At 64.4% G+C, this 16,450-nt stretch carries 18 protein-coding genes; all 18 read left to right on the plus strand.

The window, feature by feature from the left end; all coding sequences use genetic code 11:
• The first annotated feature begins 9 nt into the window (after positions 1-9).
• The 18 genes from AC1TXO_RS04695 to AC1TXO_RS04780 all read left to right on the plus strand — a co-directional run bounded on the left by AC1TXO_RS04695 (position 10) and on the right by AC1TXO_RS04780 (position 16,438).
• The gene (locus AC1TXO_RS04695) at positions 10-1,224 is read left to right on the plus strand and encodes an IscS subfamily cysteine desulfurase (protein WP_486405244.1); all 1,215 of its coding nucleotides are present in this window, start codon (positions 10-12) and stop codon (positions 1,222-1,224) included.
• Positions 1,225-1,270: 46 nt separating this feature from the next.
• The gene (iscU, locus tag AC1TXO_RS04700) at positions 1,271-1,657 is read left to right on the plus strand and encodes a Fe-S cluster assembly scaffold IscU (RefSeq protein ID WP_062383507.1); all 387 of its coding nucleotides are present in this window, start codon (positions 1,271-1,273) and stop codon (positions 1,655-1,657) included.
• A 28-nt stretch (positions 1,658-1,685) separates the two neighbouring features.
• Positions 1,686-2,009, plus strand: coding sequence for an iron-sulfur cluster assembly protein IscA (gene iscA / locus AC1TXO_RS04705; protein ID WP_486405245.1), 324 nt, complete (start codon positions 1,686-1,688; stop codon positions 2,007-2,009).
• 8 nt (positions 2,010-2,017) lie between these two features.
• Positions 2,018-2,539 carry a co-chaperone HscB gene (hscB, locus tag AC1TXO_RS04710; protein WP_486405246.1) on the plus strand — a complete coding sequence of 174 codons (522 nt, stop codon included), beginning with the start codon at positions 2,018-2,020 and terminating at the stop codon, positions 2,537-2,539.
• A gap of 43 nt (positions 2,540-2,582) precedes the next feature.
• Complete coding sequence (gene hscA, locus AC1TXO_RS04715; protein WP_486405247.1) at positions 2,583-4,445, plus strand: Fe-S protein assembly chaperone HscA; 1,863 nt, start codon at positions 2,583-2,585, stop codon at positions 4,443-4,445.
• 3 nt (positions 4,446-4,448) lie between these two features.
• Positions 4,449-4,790, plus strand: coding sequence for an ISC system 2Fe-2S type ferredoxin (gene fdx / locus AC1TXO_RS04720; protein WP_486405248.1), 342 nt, complete (start codon positions 4,449-4,451; stop codon positions 4,788-4,790).
• Positions 4,791-4,801: 11 nt separating this feature from the next.
• Positions 4,802-5,002: a Fe-S cluster assembly protein IscX gene (gene iscX / locus AC1TXO_RS04725; protein ID WP_003257859.1), complete on the plus strand. Its 201-nt coding sequence runs from the start codon at positions 4,802-4,804 to the stop codon at positions 5,000-5,002.
• A gap of 87 nt (positions 5,003-5,089) precedes the next feature.
• Entirely contained in the window at positions 5,090-5,515 is a 426-nt protein-coding gene (ndk, locus tag AC1TXO_RS04730; RefSeq protein WP_008092560.1) for a nucleoside-diphosphate kinase, read from the plus strand.
• Between the two features lie 28 nt (positions 5,516-5,543).
• Positions 5,544-6,689 (plus strand): dual-specificity RNA methyltransferase RlmN, encoded by a 1,146-nt coding sequence (rlmN, locus tag AC1TXO_RS04735; RefSeq protein WP_486405249.1) that lies wholly within the window; start codon positions 5,544-5,546, stop codon positions 6,687-6,689.
• A gap of 12 nt (positions 6,690-6,701) precedes the next feature.
• Positions 6,702-7,463 (plus strand): type IV pilus biogenesis/stability protein PilW, encoded by a 762-nt coding sequence (gene pilW, locus AC1TXO_RS04740; RefSeq protein ID WP_486405250.1) that lies wholly within the window; start codon positions 6,702-6,704, stop codon positions 7,461-7,463.
• Positions 7,460-8,455, plus strand: a complete 996-nt coding sequence (locus AC1TXO_RS04745; protein ID WP_486405251.1) for a RodZ domain-containing protein — start codon at positions 7,460-7,462, stop codon at positions 8,453-8,455. Before pilW ends, AC1TXO_RS04745 begins: the two co-directional genes overlap by 4 nt.
• Positions 8,456-8,458: 3 nt before the next feature.
• Complete coding sequence (gene ispG / locus AC1TXO_RS04750; protein WP_054892556.1) at positions 8,459-9,568, plus strand: flavodoxin-dependent (E)-4-hydroxy-3-methylbut-2-enyl-diphosphate synthase; 1,110 nt, start codon at positions 8,459-8,461, stop codon at positions 9,566-9,568.
• 24 nt (positions 9,569-9,592) lie between these two features.
• On the plus strand, positions 9,593-10,879 hold the full coding sequence (gene hisS / locus AC1TXO_RS04755) for a histidine--tRNA ligase (RefSeq protein WP_486405252.1): 1,287 nt from the start codon (positions 9,593-9,595) through the stop codon (positions 10,877-10,879).
• Positions 10,880-10,918: 39 nt separating this feature from the next.
• The gene (locus AC1TXO_RS04760; RefSeq protein WP_486405253.1) at positions 10,919-11,560 is read left to right on the plus strand and encodes a tetratricopeptide repeat protein; all 642 of its coding nucleotides are present in this window, start codon (positions 10,919-10,921) and stop codon (positions 11,558-11,560) included.
• Between the two features lies 1 nt (position 11,561).
• A complete protein-coding gene (gene bamB / locus AC1TXO_RS04765) occupies positions 11,562-12,704 on the plus strand; it encodes an outer membrane protein assembly factor BamB (protein WP_486406787.1) in 1,143 nt (380 codons plus the stop codon).
• Positions 12,705-12,821: 117 nt separating this feature from the next.
• Positions 12,822-14,288 (plus strand): ribosome biogenesis GTPase Der, encoded by a 1,467-nt coding sequence (gene der, locus AC1TXO_RS04770; protein ID WP_486405254.1) that lies wholly within the window; start codon positions 12,822-12,824, stop codon positions 14,286-14,288.
• Between the two features lie 222 nt (positions 14,289-14,510).
• A complete protein-coding gene (locus AC1TXO_RS04775) occupies positions 14,511-15,659 on the plus strand; it encodes a pyridoxal phosphate-dependent aminotransferase (RefSeq protein ID WP_486405255.1) in 1,149 nt (382 codons plus the stop codon).
• Positions 15,647-16,438, plus strand: a complete 792-nt coding sequence (locus AC1TXO_RS04780; protein ID WP_486405256.1) for an amidohydrolase — start codon at positions 15,647-15,649, stop codon at positions 16,436-16,438. Before AC1TXO_RS04775 ends, AC1TXO_RS04780 begins: the two co-directional genes overlap by 13 nt.
• Positions 16,439-16,450: the final 12 nt, after the last annotated feature.

A 16,450-nucleotide genomic window follows, 5' to 3' on the forward strand; every position in this document is an offset into this window, starting at 1 on the left:
AGATACTCAATGAAGTTGCCGATCTACCTCGATTACTCCGCGACCACCCCGGTCGATCCCCGCGTCGCCCAGAAAATGGCCGACTGCCTGCTGGTCGACGGGAACTTCGGTAACCCGGCGTCGCGCTCCCACGTGTTCGGCTGGCGCGCCGAGGAAGCGGTCGAGAACGGCCGTCGCCAGGTCGCCGAGCTGATCAACGCCGACCCGCGCGAGATCGTCTGGACCAGCGGTGCCACCGAGTCCGACAACCTGGCACTCAAGGGCGTCGCGCACTTCTATCAGACCAAGGGCAAGCACATCATCACCTCCAAGATCGAGCACAAGGCGGTCCTGGATACCGCTCGCCAGCTCGAGCGCGAAGGTTTCGAAGTCACCTACCTCGAACCCGGTGAAGACGGCATCGTCACCCCGGCGATGGTCGAGGCGGTGCTGCGCGACGACACCATCCTCGTCTCGCTGATGCACGTGAACAACGAAGTCGGCTCGATCAACGACATCGCCGCCATCGGTGAACTGACCCGCTCGCGCGGCGTGCTGTTCCATGTCGATGCCGCACAGTCGGCCGGCAAGGTCGAGATCGATGTGCAGAAGACCAAGGTCGACCTGATGTCGTTCTCCGCACACAAGGTCTACGGTCCCAAGGGCATCGGCGCGCTGTACGTCAGCCGCAAGCCGCGTGTGCGCCTGGAAGCCATCATTCACGGTGGTGGCCATGAGCGCGGCATGCGTTCGGGCACCCTGCCGACCCACCAGATCGTCGGCATGGGCGAAGCCTTCGCCATCGCCAAGCAGGAAATGGCTGCGGAAAACCAGCGCATCAAGGCCCTGAGCGACCGCTTCTTCAAGCAGGTTTCCGACCTCGAAGAGCTGTACGTCAACGGCAGCCAGACCCAGCGCGTGCCGCACAACCTGAACCTGAGCTTCAACTACGTGGAAGGCGAGTCGCTGCTGATGTCGCTCAAGGACATCGCCGTATCGTCCGGTTCGGCCTGCACCTCCGCGTCGCTCGAGCCGTCCTATGTTCTGCGCGCCCTGGGCCGCAACGACGAGCTGGCGCACAGCTCGATCCGCTTCTCCTTCGGCCGCTTCACCACCGAAGAAGAAGTCGACTACGCCGCGCAGGAAGTCTGCAAGGCCGTGAACAAACTGCGTGAACTGTCGCCGCTGTGGGACATGTACAAAGACGGCGTCGACATCTCCAAGATCGAGTGGGCCGCCCACTAAGCAGTCGCCAGCAAGAGCGGCTCCCTGATGAGGAAGGAATTGCACCATGGCATACAGTGAAAAGGTCATCGACCACTACGAAAACCCGCGCAACGTCGGCAAGATGAATGCCGAGGACCCGGATGTCGGTACCGGCATGGTCGGCGCCCCGGCCTGCGGTGACGTGATGCGTCTGCAGATCAAGGTCAACGAGCAGGGCATCATCGAAGACGCCAAGTTCAAGACCTACGGCTGCGGTTCGGCCATCGCTTCCAGCTCCCTCGCCACCGAGTGGATGAAGGGCAAGACCCTGGACGAAGCCGAGACCATCAAGAACACCCAGCTCGCCGAAGAACTGGCGTTGCCGCCGGTCAAGATCCACTGCTCGGTACTCGCCGAGGATGCCATCAAGGCAGCCGTTCGCGATTACAAGCAGAAGAAAGGCTTGCTCTAAGTCGCCTGTTGCAAGGTAAGGAGTTCCGATGGCTATCAGCATGACAGAAGCCGCCGCCAACCACATTCGCCGCTCCCTCGACGGGCGCGGCAAGGGTGAGGGCATCCGCCTGGGCGTGCGCACCACCGGCTGCTCGGGCCTGGCCTACGTGCTGGAGTTCGTCGACGAGCTGGCCACAGAGGACCAGGTGTTCGAGAACCACGGCGTGAAGGTCATCATCGACCCGAAAAGCCTGGTCTACCTCGACGGCACCGAGCTGGATTTCGTCAAGGAAGGGTTGAACGAAGGCTTCAAGTTCAACAACCCCAACGTGCGCGGTGAGTGTGGCTGCGGCGAAAGCTTCAATGTCTGAGGCTTGACGTGGGTACTCCTTGCCATTTCGCCCTGTTCGACCTGCAGCCGGGCTTCCGCCTGGACCTCGACAAGCTGGCCAGCCGCTATCGCGAGCTGGCCCGTGAGGTCCATCCGGACCGCTTCGCCGACGCTTCCGAGCGCGAGCAGCGTGTTGCCCTGGAAAAATCCGCGGCCCTCAACGACGCCTACCAGACGCTGCGCAGTGCGCCGCGTCGGGCGCGTTACCTGCTGGCCGTCAGCGGCCATGAAGTGCCCCAGGAGGTCACGGTCCACGACCCTGACTTCCTGCTGCAGCAGATGCAGTGGCGCGAAGAGCTCGAAGAGCTGCAGGACGAGGCCGACCTCGACGGCGTTGCCGTGTTCAAGAAGCGCTTGAAGGCCGCCCAGGACACGCTCAACGAGGATTTCGCCGCCTGCTGGGATCAAGCTGCCGAGCGCGACAGGGCCGAGCGCCTGATGCGCCGCATGCAGTTCCTCGACAAGCTCGCCCAAGAAGTGCGCCAACTCGAAGAGCGCCTCGACGATTAACCCCGGCGTTGCCCGTGATGACGCCTAAGGTATTCAGATAAGCATGGCCCTACTGCAGATCGCCGAACCCGGTCAGAGCCCCCAGCCGCACCAGCGTCGCCTGGCGGTGGGTATCGACCTGGGTACCACCAATTCTCTCGTCGCTGCCGTGCGCAGCGGTCGCAGCGAGCCGCTGCCCGATGCCCAGGGCAATGTCATCCTGCCGTCTGCGGTGCGCTACCTGCAAGGCCGCAGCGAAGTCGGCCAGGCCGCGCGCGACGCCGCCTCCAGCGACCCGCTCAACAGCATCCTGTCGGTCAAGCGCCTGATGGGGCGCGGCCTTGCCGACGTCAAGCAGCTCGGTGAGCAGCTGCCGTACCGCTTCATCGGCGGCGAGTCGCACATGCCGTTCATCGACACCGTCCAGGGGCCCAAGAGCCCGGTGGAAGTGTCGGCCGACATTCTCAAGGTCCTGCGCCAGCGCGCCGAAGACACCCTCGGTGGTGAGCTGGTGGGCGCGGTCATCACCGTGCCGGCCTATTTCGACGATGCCCAGCGCCAGGCCACCAAGGACGCTGCGCGCCTGGCTGGCCTGAACGTGCTGCGCCTGCTCAACGAGCCGACTGCCGCGGCCGTGGCCTATGGCCTGGACCAGAACGCCGAAGGCGTGGTGGCGATCTTCGACCTGGGCGGTGGCACCTTCGACATCTCGATCCTGCGCCTGACCGCCGGGGTCTTCGAAGTGCTGGCCACCGGTGGCGACACGGCCTTGGGTGGCGATGACTTCGACCACGCCATTGCCGGCTGGATCATCGAGCAGGCAGGGCTGTCTGCCGACCTCGACCCGGCGACCCAGCGCCAGTTGCTGCAGGCCGCCTGCGCCGCCAAGGAAGCCCTGACCGACGCCGACAGCGTCAGCGTCGTCCACGGCGCCTGGCAGGGCGAGCTCAGCCGCGCGGCCTTCGAAGCCATGATCGAGCCGCTGATCGCCCGTAGCCTCAAGGCTTGCCGCCGCGCCGTGCGCGACAGCGGCGTGGAGCTGGAAGAGGTGCGTGAGGTGGTGATGGTCGGCGGCTCGACCCGTGTGCCTCGCGTGCGCGAAGCGGTCGGCACGCTGTTTGGCCGTGCCCCGCTGACTTCGATCGACCCGGACCAGGTGGTCGCCATCGGCGCCGCGATCCAGGCCGATACCCTGGCCGGCAACCGCCGCGAGGGTGGCGAGCTGTTGCTGCTGGACGTCATCCCGCTGTCGCTCGGTCTTGAGACCATGGGCGGCCTGATGGAGAAGGTGATTCCGCGCAACACCACGATTCCCGTGGCCCGCGCCCAGGAGTTCACCACGTACAAGGATGGCCAGTCGGCCATGATGATCCATGTCCTGCAGGGCGAGCGCGAGCTGATCAGCGACTGCCGCTCGCTGGCCCGCTTCGAGCTGCGCGGCATTCCGGCCATGGTTGCCGGTGCGGCGAAGATCCGCGTCACCTTCCAGGTCGATGCCGACGGCCTGCTCAGCGTCGCTGCACGCGAACTGGGTTCGGGCGTGGAGTCGAGCATTCAGGTCAAGCCGTCCTACGGTCTGACCGACGGCGAGATCGCCCGCATGCTCAAGGACTCCTTCGAGCACGCAGGCTCCGACAAGCAGGCGCGCCAGCTGCGCGAGCACCAGGTCGATGCCGAGCGCCTGCTCGAAGCGGTACAGGGTGCCCTGGACGCCGACGGCGAACGTCTGCTGAGCGACGACGAGCGCGAGGCGATCGCCTTCCAGATGCAAGAACTGCGTGATTTGCTCACCGGCACCGATGGCGCGGCCATCGAGCAACAGACCAAGCGTCTGTCGCAGGTGACCGATGCTTTTGCCGCCCGTCGCCTTGATTCGACGGTCAAAGCCGCACTGGCCGGGCGCAACCTGAATGAGATCGAGGAGTAACCGATGCCGCTGGTGACATTCCTGCCGCATGAGAAGTTCTGTCCCGAGGGGCTGACCGTGGACGTGCCGACCGGGACCAACATCCTGGAGCTGGCCCATGACCATCACATCGAGATGGAAAGTGCCTGCGGTGGCGTCAAGGCCTGCACCACCTGCCACTGCATTGTTCGCAAAGGTTTCGACTCGCTGGAAGAAGCCGACGAGCTGGAAGAGGACATGCTGGACAAGGCCTGGGGCCTGGAGGCCCAGTCGCGCCTGGGTTGCCAGGTGGTGGTGGGCGATCAGGACCTGACCATCGAGATCCCCAAGTATTCGCTCAACCACGCCGCTGAAGCGCCGCACTGAGGTTTTGCAGCATGAGTCTGAAATGGATTGATGTACTTGAGATCGCTATCCAGCTTGCGGAAAGCAAGCCGGAAGTCGATCCTCGTTACGTGAATTTCGTCGATCTGCACCGCTGGGTGCTGGCATTGCCAGAGTTCAGCGACGATCCGTCACGCGGCGGTGAGAAAGTGCTCGAGGCCATCCAGGCGGCCTGGATCGAAGAAGCCGACTGAGCGTCTCTGCAGGTTAGGCAATCCCCTGGAACCCGCGTATAATTCGCGGGTTTAATTTTTCGCAACACTCAAATTCTGGAGTTTTCCATGGCTGTTCAACGTACTTTCTCCATCATCAAGCCTGACGCCGTTGCCAAGAACGTGATCGGCAAGATCACCACCCGTTTCGAAGAAGCCGGCCTGAAAATCGTCGCCTCGAAAATCAAGCAACTGTCCAAGGCCGAAGCCGAAGGCTTCTACGCCGAGCACAGCGCTCGTGGCTTCTTCGGTGACCTGGTTGCCTTCATGACTTCCGGTCCGGTCGTCGTTCAGGTGCTGGAAGGCGAGAACGCCATCGCTCTGAACCGTGAGCTGATGGGCGCCACCAACCCTAAAGAAGCCGCTGCCGGCACCATCCGTGCCGACTTCGCCGAGTCGATCGACGCCAACGCCGTCCACGGTTCGGACTCCGAAGCCGCTGCCGCTCGCGAAATCGCTTACTTCTTCGCAGCTACCGAGGTAACCACTCGCTAAGCGAAAGCTGACGAGTGAGGGTGAATCCATGACGACATCTACTGGCAAAATCAACCTGTTGGGGCTGACCCTGCCGGAAATGGAACAGTTCTTCGACTCGATCGGGGAGAAGCGCTTCCGTGCCGGTCAGGTGATGAAATGGATTCACCATTTTGGCGTGTCCGACTTTGCAGACATGACCAACGTAGGCAAGGTCTTGCGCGAAAAGCTCGAGGCTGTTGCCGAGATACGCCCCCCGGAAGTGGTCAGCGAAGACATTTCCGCCGACGGTACCCGTAAATGGGTGGTCCGCGTTGCCTCCGGCAGCTGCGTCGAGACCGTCTACATTCCCACCGACGACCGCGGCACGCTCTGCGTTTCGTCGCAAGCCGGCTGCGCCCTGGACTGCAGTTTCTGCTCCACCGGCAAGCAAGGCTTCAACAGCAACCTCACCGCCGCCGAAGTGATCGGCCAGGTGTGGCTTGCGAACAAATCCTTCGGGACCGTCCCGGCCAAGATCGACCGCGCCATCACCAACGTGGTCATGATGGGCATGGGCGAACCCCTGCTGAATTTCGACAATGTCATCGCCGCCATGAAGATCATGATGGAAGATCTGGGCTATGGCATTTCCAAGCGTCGCGTCACCCTGTCCACCTCGGGCGTGGTGCCGATGATCGACGAGCTGGCCAAGCACATCGACGTCTCGCTGGCCCTGTCGCTGCACGCGCCGAACGACGAGCTGCGCAACAAGCTGGTACCGATCAACAAGAAGTACCCGCTGAAGATGCTGCTCGAGTCGTGCATGGGCTATATGTCCACCCTCGGCGGCAAGCGCGTGCTGACCATCGAGTACACCCTGCTCAAGGACGTCAACGACCAGCCCGAGCACGCCGCGCAGATGATCGAGCTGCTGCGTGACGTGCCGTGCAAGATCAACCTGATCCCGTTCAACCCGTTCCCGCACTCCGGTTACGAGCGGCCGAGCAACAATGCCATCCGTCGCTTCCAGGACCTGCTGCACCACGGCGGCTTCAACGTCACCACCCGCACCACCCGCGGTGACGACATCGACGCGGCCTGCGGCCAGCTGGTCGGCCAGGTCAACGACCGTACCCGCCGCAGCGAGCGTTACATCGCCGTTCGCCAGCTCAACGCCGATGGCAGCGAGCTGCAAGACGCCGCGCGTCACTGACGGACCCCGCCGATGACCCTGCGCGCCGCGCTGTCGATCCTGTCGCTCGTGCTGCTGGCCGGCTGCGTGTCCGGCGGCGCCGGCGATCCGCTGTCCACGCGCCAGGGCAGGGCAGATGCAGGGCGCGCCTACGTGCAGTTGGGCCTGGGCTATTTGCAACAGGACATGACCGAGCAAGCCAAGGCGCCGCTGGCCAGGGCACTCGAGCTGAACCCCCGCGATGCCGACGCCCATGCCGCCCTGGCCCTGGTTTTCCAGGCCCAGGGCGAGCCTGATCTGGCCGATGGCCATTTCCGCGAGGCCCTGTCGCTACGTGAGAATGACACGCGGATTCGCAACAACTACGGCAGTTTCCTATATGCTCAAGGGCATTTTCGCCAGGCAGAGCAGATGTTTCGCCAAGCCGCCGACGATACCCTGTATCCTGAGCGTTCCCGGGTCTATGAGAACCTTGGCCTGACCGCGCTCAGGCAAGGGCGCCGCGAACAGGCGCACGACTACCTGGGCAAGGCCCTGCAGCTCGACCGGCGGCAACCGAGGGCGTTGCTGGAAATGGCTGAGTTGTCCTACGAAAACAGGCATTATGTGCCGGCCCGTGACTACTACGACCGTTTCAGCCAGCATGGCGACCATGACGCCCGCAGCCTGTTGCTGGGCAGCCGCCTTGCCCGAGTCTTCGAAGAACACGGCACCGCGGCCGAGCTGGGCGAGAAATTACAACGACTTTATCCCGGTACGCCGGAATATCAGCAATACCTGTCGGAGCAACGATGAAAGCCGCGCACCCCGAAGCAGCAGCAGCGATTCAGCAGAATCCCGGTGAAGTCTTGCGCCAGGCCCGCGAGAACCGGAACTGGTCGCAGGCCGAGGTCGCCCGTAAGCTGAACCTCACGGTCACTTCGCTGAACAACCTGGAAACCGGCGCCTTCGACAAGCTTCCCGGGCATACCTTCGCGCGCGGCTACATCCGTGCCTACGCCAAGCTGATGGACATGGACCAGGCCCCGCTGGTCGAGTCCTTCGACCAGATCACCGGCACCCATGCCAAGGGCAGCGAAGTGCATGCCCTGGGGCGAATCGAGGAGCCGGTGCGCCTGTCGCACAACATCCTGCGTGTCGTCAGCCTGCTGCTGCTGGTGGCGGTGGTCGGTGGCGGCTTCTTCTGGTGGCAGGACCAGAGCAGCCTGCGCGGCAAGGACCTGGCCAAGATCGCCCTGGAGCATGTCGAGGTCGAGAGCGCCGACGGCACCACCCAGATCCATCCGCTCGACGAGCCGGAAGACCAGGCGGTGACCGCCGGTCAGCAACCTGAAAGCGCGCCGCTGCCGCTCGAGCAGGCGCCTGCCGAGCAGGCCGCGACCGAGCCGGCCGCCGAGGCCCCGGCAGCGAACGCTGCAGCCGCTGCCGCGCCTGCTCCGGTCGCACCGGTCGCCCAGGCGCCGGTCCAGGCGCAGGTGCCGGCCACCACGCCCGCTCCTGCAACACCGGCCACGCATGCCGCGCCGCCTGCGGTGGTCGCCGCCGGCGATGGCAAGGTTTCCATTCAATTCACCGCCGATTGCTGGACCCAGGTCACCGATGGCAACGGCAAGGTGCTGTTCAGCGCGATCAAGCGCAAGGGTGACAGCCTGGAACTGACCGGCAAGCCGCCGTTCGCGGTACGCCTGGGCTTCGCCCGTGGCGCGCAGGTCAGCTATAACGGTCAGGCCGTCGATGTCGCCCCGTTCACCAGTGGCGAAACCGCTCGCCTGAAGTTGGGACAGTAAGTCATGCACGGCGAATCTCCGATCAAACGTCGCGAATCCCGCAAAATCTGGGTCGGCAATGTGCCGGTGGGGGGTGATGCCCCCATCGCGGTGCAGAGCATGACCAACACCGACACCAACGATGTCGCCGCCACCGTCGGGCAGATCCAGCGCCTGGTGGATGCCGGGGTCGACATCGTCCGCGTCTCGGTGCCGGACATGGACGCCGCCGAAGCCTTCGGCAAGATCAAGCAACTGGTCAGCGTGCCATTGGTTGCCGACATCCACTTCGACTACAAGATCGCCCTGCGCGTTGCCGAACTGGGTGTCGACTGCCTGCGCATCAACCCGGGCAACATCGGTCGCGAAGACCGTGTGCGTGCGGTGGTCGATGCCGCCCGCGACCGTGGCATCCCGATTCGCATCGGCGTCAACGCGGGCTCGCTGGAAAAGGACCTGCAGAAGAAGTACGGCGAACCGACCCCGGCTGCGCTGGTGGAGTCGGCACTGCGCCATGTCGAGCACCTCGACCGTCTCGACTTCCAGGACTTCAAGGTCAGCGTCAAGGCCTCCGACGTGTTCATGGCCGTCGAAGCCTACCGCCTGCTGGCCAGGCAGATCGTCCAGCCCCTGCACCTGGGCATCACCGAAGCCGGTGGCCTGCGTTCGGGAACGGTGAAATCCGCCGTCGGCCTCGGTATGCTGCTCGCCGAAGGCATTGGCGATACCATTCGCATTTCCCTCGCGGCCGACCCGGTCGAGGAAGTGAAGGTCGGCTACGACATCCTCAAGTCGCTGCACCTGCGTTCGCGTGGCATCAACTTCATCGCCTGCCCGAGCTGCTCGCGGCAGAACTTCGATGTGGTCAAGACCATGAACGAGCTGGAAGGGCGCCTGGAAGACCTGCTGGTACCGCTGGACGTCGCCGTGATCGGCTGCGTGGTCAACGGCCCGGGCGAAGCCAAGGAATCCCACGTCGGCCTGACCGGTGGCACCCCCAACCTGGTGTACATCGATGGCAAGCCGGCGCAGAAGCTGACCAACGACAACCTGGTCGACGAGCTGGAAAAGCTCATTCGCCAGAAAGCGGCCGAGAAGGTCGAGGCCGACGCGGCGCTGATCGCCCGCGGCTGATACACAGATTCGTAAGGACTTTTCGTGAGCAAATCGCTGCAAGCCATCCGTGGCATGAACGACATCCTGCCGGAGCAATCGCCGCTGTGGCGCTACTTCGAAGGCACCGTGGCCGGCCTGCTGGACACCTATGGCTACAGCCAGATCCGCACGCCGATCGTCGAGTTCACCGAGCTGTTCAAGCGCTCGATCGGTGAAGTCACCGATATCGTCGAAAAAGAGATGTACACCTTCCAGGACAACAAGGACTCGCTGACCTTGCGCCCTGAAGGCACCGCCGCCTGCGTGCGCGCCGTGCTCGAGCACGGCATCATCGGCAATGGCCAGGTGCAGAAGCTCTGGTACGTCGGCCCGATGTTCCGTCACGAACGTCCGCAGCTGGGGCGCTATCGCCAGTTCCACCAGATCGGTGTCGAGGTGTTCAACCTGGCCGGTCCCGATATCGACGCCGAGCTGATCATGCTCACCTGGCGCCTGTGGGCGCTGCTGGGCATCCAGGACGCCGTCACCCTGGAACTCAACAGCCTGGGCACCAGCGAAGCCCGTGCGCGCTACCGCGATGCGCTGGTCGAGTTCCTCTCCGAGCGTCTCGACCAACTCGACGAAGACAGCCAGCGCCGCCTCAAGAGCAACCCGCTGCGCATCCTCGACAGCAAGAACGAAGGTACCCAGGCCGCGCTGGTCGGCGCGCCGAAGCTCGAAGAGTACCTGGACGAAGAGTCCCGCGTGCACTTCGAGGGCGTGAAGGCCCGCCTGGACGCCGCCGGCATTCCGTTCGTGATCAACACCAAGCTGGTGCGCGGCCTGGACTACTACAGCAAGACCGTGTTCGAGTGGGTCACCGACAAGCTCGGCGCCCAGGGCACGGTGTGCGCGGGTGGTCGCTACGACGGCCTGGTCGAGCAGATGGGCGGCAAGCCCACTGCCGGCGTGGGTTTCGCCATGGGCATCGAGCGCCTGCTGCTGCTGATCGAAACCCTGGGCAAGGTGCCCGAGTCGATCAGCCGCACCCTGGACGTCTACCTGTGCGCCTTCGGCGAGCAGGCCGAGCTCGCTGGCCTGAAGCTCAGCGAACAACTGCGTGATCGCCTGCCGGGCCTGCGCCTGGCGGTGAACGCCGGTGGTGGCAATTTCAAGAACCAGTTCAAGAAGGCCGACAAGAGCGGGGCACTGTTCGCCCTGATCCTGGGGGACGACGAGCTGGCGCAACAAGTGGTAGGTTTCAAGCCCCTGCGTGGCCAGGGCGAACAACAGAACATTGCCTGGGATGCTCTGGCCGAGCACCTGCAAGCTGCTCTCGCGCAGGCGTGAAGCGGTCAAACAGCCGAATTGCTGAAAAGGAGTATTGGGGTGTCGAGTACCGATGATGATGGCCTGGCCGCAGCCAAGGACTGGTGGAACCGCAACGGCAAGCCGCTGCTGACCGGTGCCCTGCTCGCCGCCGCAGTGGTGATGGGCTGGCAGGCCTGGCACAAGTACCAGAGCAACCAGTCGCAGGGCGCCTCGGCGCTGTACCAGGCGCTGGTGGAAACCACCCTCACGCCTGACGGCAAGCCGGATGCGACCAGGGTCGCCGAGTTGTCCGGCAAGCTCAAGAGCGAGTTCGGCGGTTCGGCCTATGCCCAGTACGGCAGCCTGTTCGTGGCCAAGGTCGCGGTCGACAGCGGCAAGCTCGATGACGCCGCCGCCGAACTCAAGGGTGTGATGGACAAGCCGGCCGATGCCACCCTGGGCGAAATCGCGCGTCAGCGCCTGGCCCGCGTGCTCGCGGCCCAGGACAAGGCCGAAGACGCTCTCAAGCTGCTCGACGGTGACGCCGACAAGGCTTTCCTGGCCAGCCGCGAGGAGCTCAAGGGCGACCTGCTGGTCCAGCTGGGCCGCGCCGACGATGCCCATGGTGCGTATGAAAAAGCCAAGGCCGCGCTGTCCGACGACGCCGCGATCGGTGGCCTGCAACTGAAGCTGGATGACCTGGCCAAAGGGGACGCGTGAAGTGACCGGTTGGAAACAAGCAGCAGTGCTCGCCCTGGCCGTCCTGGCCGCGGGTTGCAGCAGCAACAGCAAGAAGGAACTGCCCCCGGCCGAACTGACCAAGTTCACCGAAGAGGTGGTGCTCAAGAAAGAGTGGAGCCGTTCGATCGGTGACGGCCAGGGTGACAAGTACAACACCCTGGTTCCGGCCATCGAGAACGACCGCATCTACGCTGCCGACGTCAACGGCAAGGTCTTCGCACTGAACCGCCTCAACGGTGACGTGGTGTGGAAGAAGGACCTGGAAGTGCCGGTGTCCGGCGCTGTCGGCGTGGGCTACGGCCTGGTGATGATGGGCACCCTCAAGGGTGAGGTCATCGCCCTGGACTCCAGCACCGGCGAAGAGCGCTGGCGCTCGCGCGTGACCAGCGAAGTGCTGGCCCCGCCTGCCACCAACGGTGATGTGGTCGTGGTGCAGACCCAGGACGACCGTCTGGTCGGCCTGGATTTCAGCACCGGTGATCGCCGCTGGATCTACGAGAACTCGCCGGCGGTCCTGACCCTGCGTGGTACGGGTGCGCCGATCGTCACCAACCGTCTGGCGGTGGCCGGCCTGTCTACCGGCAAGGTAGTCGCTGTCGACACCCAGAACGGCGTGCCGGTGTGGGAGGCTCGCGTGGCCATCCCGCAGGGCCGTTCCGAACTGGACCGCGTGGTGGACATCGACGGCGGCCTGCTGCTGTCCGGTGGCACCCTGTACGTCAGCAGCTACCAGGGCCGTGTCGCAGGCCTTGACCTGGAAAGCGGCCGGGTGCTGTGGCAGCGTGATGCCTCCAGCTACGTCGGTGTCGCCCAGGGCTTTGGCAACGTCTACGTCAGCGAAGCGTCGGGCACGGTCGAGAGCGTCGACGAGCGCTCCTCGTCCGCGCTGTGGACCAACGACTCGATGGCGCGTCGCCAGTTGTCGGCGCCGGAAGTGTTCTCCAGCTACGTCGCGGTGGGTGACTTCGAGGGTTACCTGCACCTGCTCAGCCAGGTCGATGGTCGCTTCGTCGGCCGTGAGCGTATCGACAGCGATGGCCTGCGCGCCCGGCCCCTGGTGGTCGGCGACACCATTTACGTCTATGGCAACAGCGGCAAGCTCGAGGCACTGACCATCCGCTGAAGCTATGCTTGAGACCGTCATCGGTTTCAGGCTGCGGCGCAGGAAGCGCCGCCCGAACTCCGGCCGCTGCCTTGCAGCGGCCTTTGCATTTTCAAGAATTCAAGAGTGGAGAGCCGCATGGTTCCCGTAATCGCCCTGGTGGGACGGCCGAACGTCGGCAAATCCACCATGTTCAACCGCCTGACCAAGACCCGCGATGCCATCGTCGGTGACCTGTCGGGCCTGACCCGTGATCGCCAGTACGGCGATGCCAGCTGGCAGGGTCGTTCGTTCATCCTCATCGACACCGGCGGTATCACCGGCGACGAAGTGGGCATGGACGAGAAGATGGCCGAGCAATCGCTGATGGCCATCGAGGAAGCCGACTATGTGCTGTTCCTGGTCGATGCCCGCGCCGGCATGACCGCCGCCGACCAGATGATCGCCGAGCATCTGCGCAAGCGGAACAAGGAAGCGATCCTGGTCGCCAACAAGATCGACAACATCGATGCCGACGTCGCCCGCGCCGAGTTCTCGCCGCTGGGCATGGGCAACGCCATCCCGGTGGCTGGCTCCCAGGGCCGCGGCATCAACGCGCTGATGGAGGCCGTGCTCGGCCATATCCCGCGCGACCAGGTCGAGGAAGCGCTGGACGCCGAAGTCGCCGAAGGCGAGGAAGCGGTGCGTATTCCGGGCCCGAGCGAGAAGGATGGCATCAAGATCGCCATCATCGGTCGCCCCAACGTCGGCAAGTCGACGCTGGTCAACCGCATGCTCGGTGAAGAGCGCGTGGTGGTCTACGACCAGCCGGGCACCACCCGCGACAGTATCTACATCCCGTTCGAGCGTGATGGCGAGAAGTACACCTTCATCGACACTGCCGGGGTGCGCAAGCGCGGCAAGATCCACGAGGAAGTCGAGAAGTTCTCGGTGGTCAAGACGCTGCAGGCGATCAAGGACGCCAACGTGGTGATCTTCGTCATGGACGCCCGCGAAGGCGTGGTCGACCATGACCTGAACCTGCTGGGCTTCGCCCTGGAAGCCGGCCGTGCCATCGTCATCGCCCTGAACAAGTGGGATGGCATGGAGTCGGGCGAGCGCGACTACGTGAAGACCGAACTGGAGCGCCGGCTGTTCTTCGTCGACTTCGCCGACATCCACTTCATCTCCGCTTTGCATGGCACTGGCGTGGGCCACCTGTACAAGTCGGTGCAGGCCGCGTTCATGTCGGCGGTCACCCGCTGGCCGACCAGCCGCCTGACGCAGATTCTCGAAGACGCCATCAGCGAGCACCAGCCGCCGCTGGTCAACGGTCGCCGGATCAAGCTGCGCTATGCCCACCTCGGCGGTGCCAACCCGCCGCTGATCGTGATCCACGGCAACCAGACCGACAAGATCCCGCGTTCCTACTCGCGTTACCTGGAAAACACCTATCGCCGCGTGCTGAAGCTGGTCGGTACGCCGATCCGCATCGAGTACAAGGGCGGCGAGAACCCGTTCGAGGGCAACAAGAACACCCTCACCGATCGCCAGGTCAACAAGAAGCGCCGCTTGATGTCGCACCACAAGAAGGCCGAGAAGAAGCGCAAGGACAAGCGCAAGTAACGACTTCCCGGGATCTGGCGCTGGGCCCGACTTCGCAGGAGCGGGCGCTTGGCGCCCGATCGCGGGGCAAGCCCGCTCCCACAGGAGTCGGGCTGGCCTTCAGATTTTGAGCAGGACAGTTGCGCCCGCTGACAAGGATGCTCCAACCTTTTTCCTGCCTGCCCGATCCGCTATGCTCGGACTCCAACCCCGTGCCGGACCACCCGCAGGAAAGAGGGCTTCATGATCCGCAGCAAACTGCCGAACGTCGGCACGACCATCTTCACCACCATGTCCCAGCTCGCCGCGCAAACCGGCGCGCTCAACCTGTCCCAGGGTTTCCCCGACTTCAATGGCCCGCAGCCGCTGCTCGATGCGGTTGGCCGGCACGTGGCTGCCGGAAACAATCAATACGCGCCGATGACCGGCCTGCCGGGGCTGCGCCAGCAGGTGGCGGCGAAGATCGCCCGGCTGTATGGCGCGCGGGTGGATGCCGACCAGGAAGTGACCATCACCCCCGGCGCCACCGAGGCGATCTTCTGTGCGATCCAGGCGGTGATCCAAGCCGGTGACGAGGTGATCGTCTTCGATCCGGCGTACGACAGCTATGAGCCGTCGGTGGAGCTGGCCGGTGGCCGCTGCGTGCACGTGCAACTGAGCGACGGTGATTTCCGTATCGACTGGCAGAAGTTCAGCGATGCGCTGACCCCACGCACGCGCATGGTCATCCTCAACTCGCCGCACAACCCCAGTGGTGCCTTGATCAGCCGTGAAGACCTCGACCAGCTCGCGGCGCTGATCGCCGAGCGCGACATCTACCTGGTCAGCGACGAGGTCTATGAGCACCTGGTCTACGACGCTGTGCGCCACGCCAGCGTGCTGGCGCATGAGCAACTGTATGCCAGGGCCTTCGTGGTCAGCTCGTTCGGCAAGACCTACCACGTGACTGGCTGGAAGACCGGCTATGTGGTCGCGCCGCCAGCGCTCAGCGCCGAATTGCGCAAGGTCCACCAGTACGTCAACTTCTGCGGCGTGACCCCGCTGCAGGCGGCGCTGGCCGACTTCATGGCCGAACACCCGGAGCATATCGACGAGTTGCCGGGCTTCTACCAGGCCAAGCGTGACCTGTTCTGCGACCTGCTGCAGGGCTCGCGCTTCAACTTCACCCGCACCGCGGGTACCTACTTCCAGCTGGTGGACTACTCGGCCATCCGCCCCGACCTCAACGATGTGGATATGGCCCTGTGGCTGACCCGTGAGCACGGCGTGGCGACCATTCCGGTCTCGGTGTTCTACCAGCGGCCCATCCCCGAGCAACGCCTGGTGCGCCTGTGCTTTGCCAAACGTGAGGAGACGCTGCGTCAGGCAGCGGAAAAACTATGCGCGATCTGAGCCAACTGCCCAACCTGAAGCTTGCCCTGGTGCAGACCACCCTGGCCTGGCACGACCGCGAGGGCAATCATGCGCACTTCGAGGTGCTGCTGGAGCAGGCCCGGGGCGCTGACCTGGTGATCTTGCCGGAAATGTTCACCACCGGCTTTTCCATGGAGTCCGAGCGCCTGGCCGAGCCCGAGAACGGTCCGACCAGCAAGTGGCTCAAGGCCCAGGCGAAGAAGATCGGCGCGGTGATCACCGGCAGCGTGATCATCCAGGCTGCCGATGGCAGCCACCGCAACCGCCTGCTGTGGGCGCGCCCTGATGGCGAGGTGCTGCACTACGACAAGCGCCACCTGTTCCGCATGGCCGGTGAGCACAACCACTACACTCCCGGCGAGCGCCAGGTGCAGTTCGAGCTCAACGGCTGGCGGGTTCGCCCGCTGATCTGCTACGACCTGCGCTTCCCGGTATGGAGCCGCGACGCCCAGGACACCGACCTGCTGCTGTACACCGCGAACTGGCCGGCGGCGCGGCGTCTGCACTGGAACCGCCTGCTGCCGGCGCGGGCCATCGAGAACCTGTGCTATGTGGCCGCGGTGAACCGCGTCGGCACCGACGGCAAGGGCTTTGCCTATTCGGGCGACAGTCAGGTGCTGGATTTCCAGGGCGAGAGCCTGCTGAGCGCCGGGGAGGCCGACGGGGTGTTCAGCGCGGTGTTGAGCGCGGCGGAGCTGGCGGCGTATCGGGCCAAGTTCCCGGCGAACCTGGATGCCGACACCTTCGAGCTGCATTGAGCCTATGCCGGC

Source organism: Pseudomonas sp. FA117 (assembly GCF_057370475.1).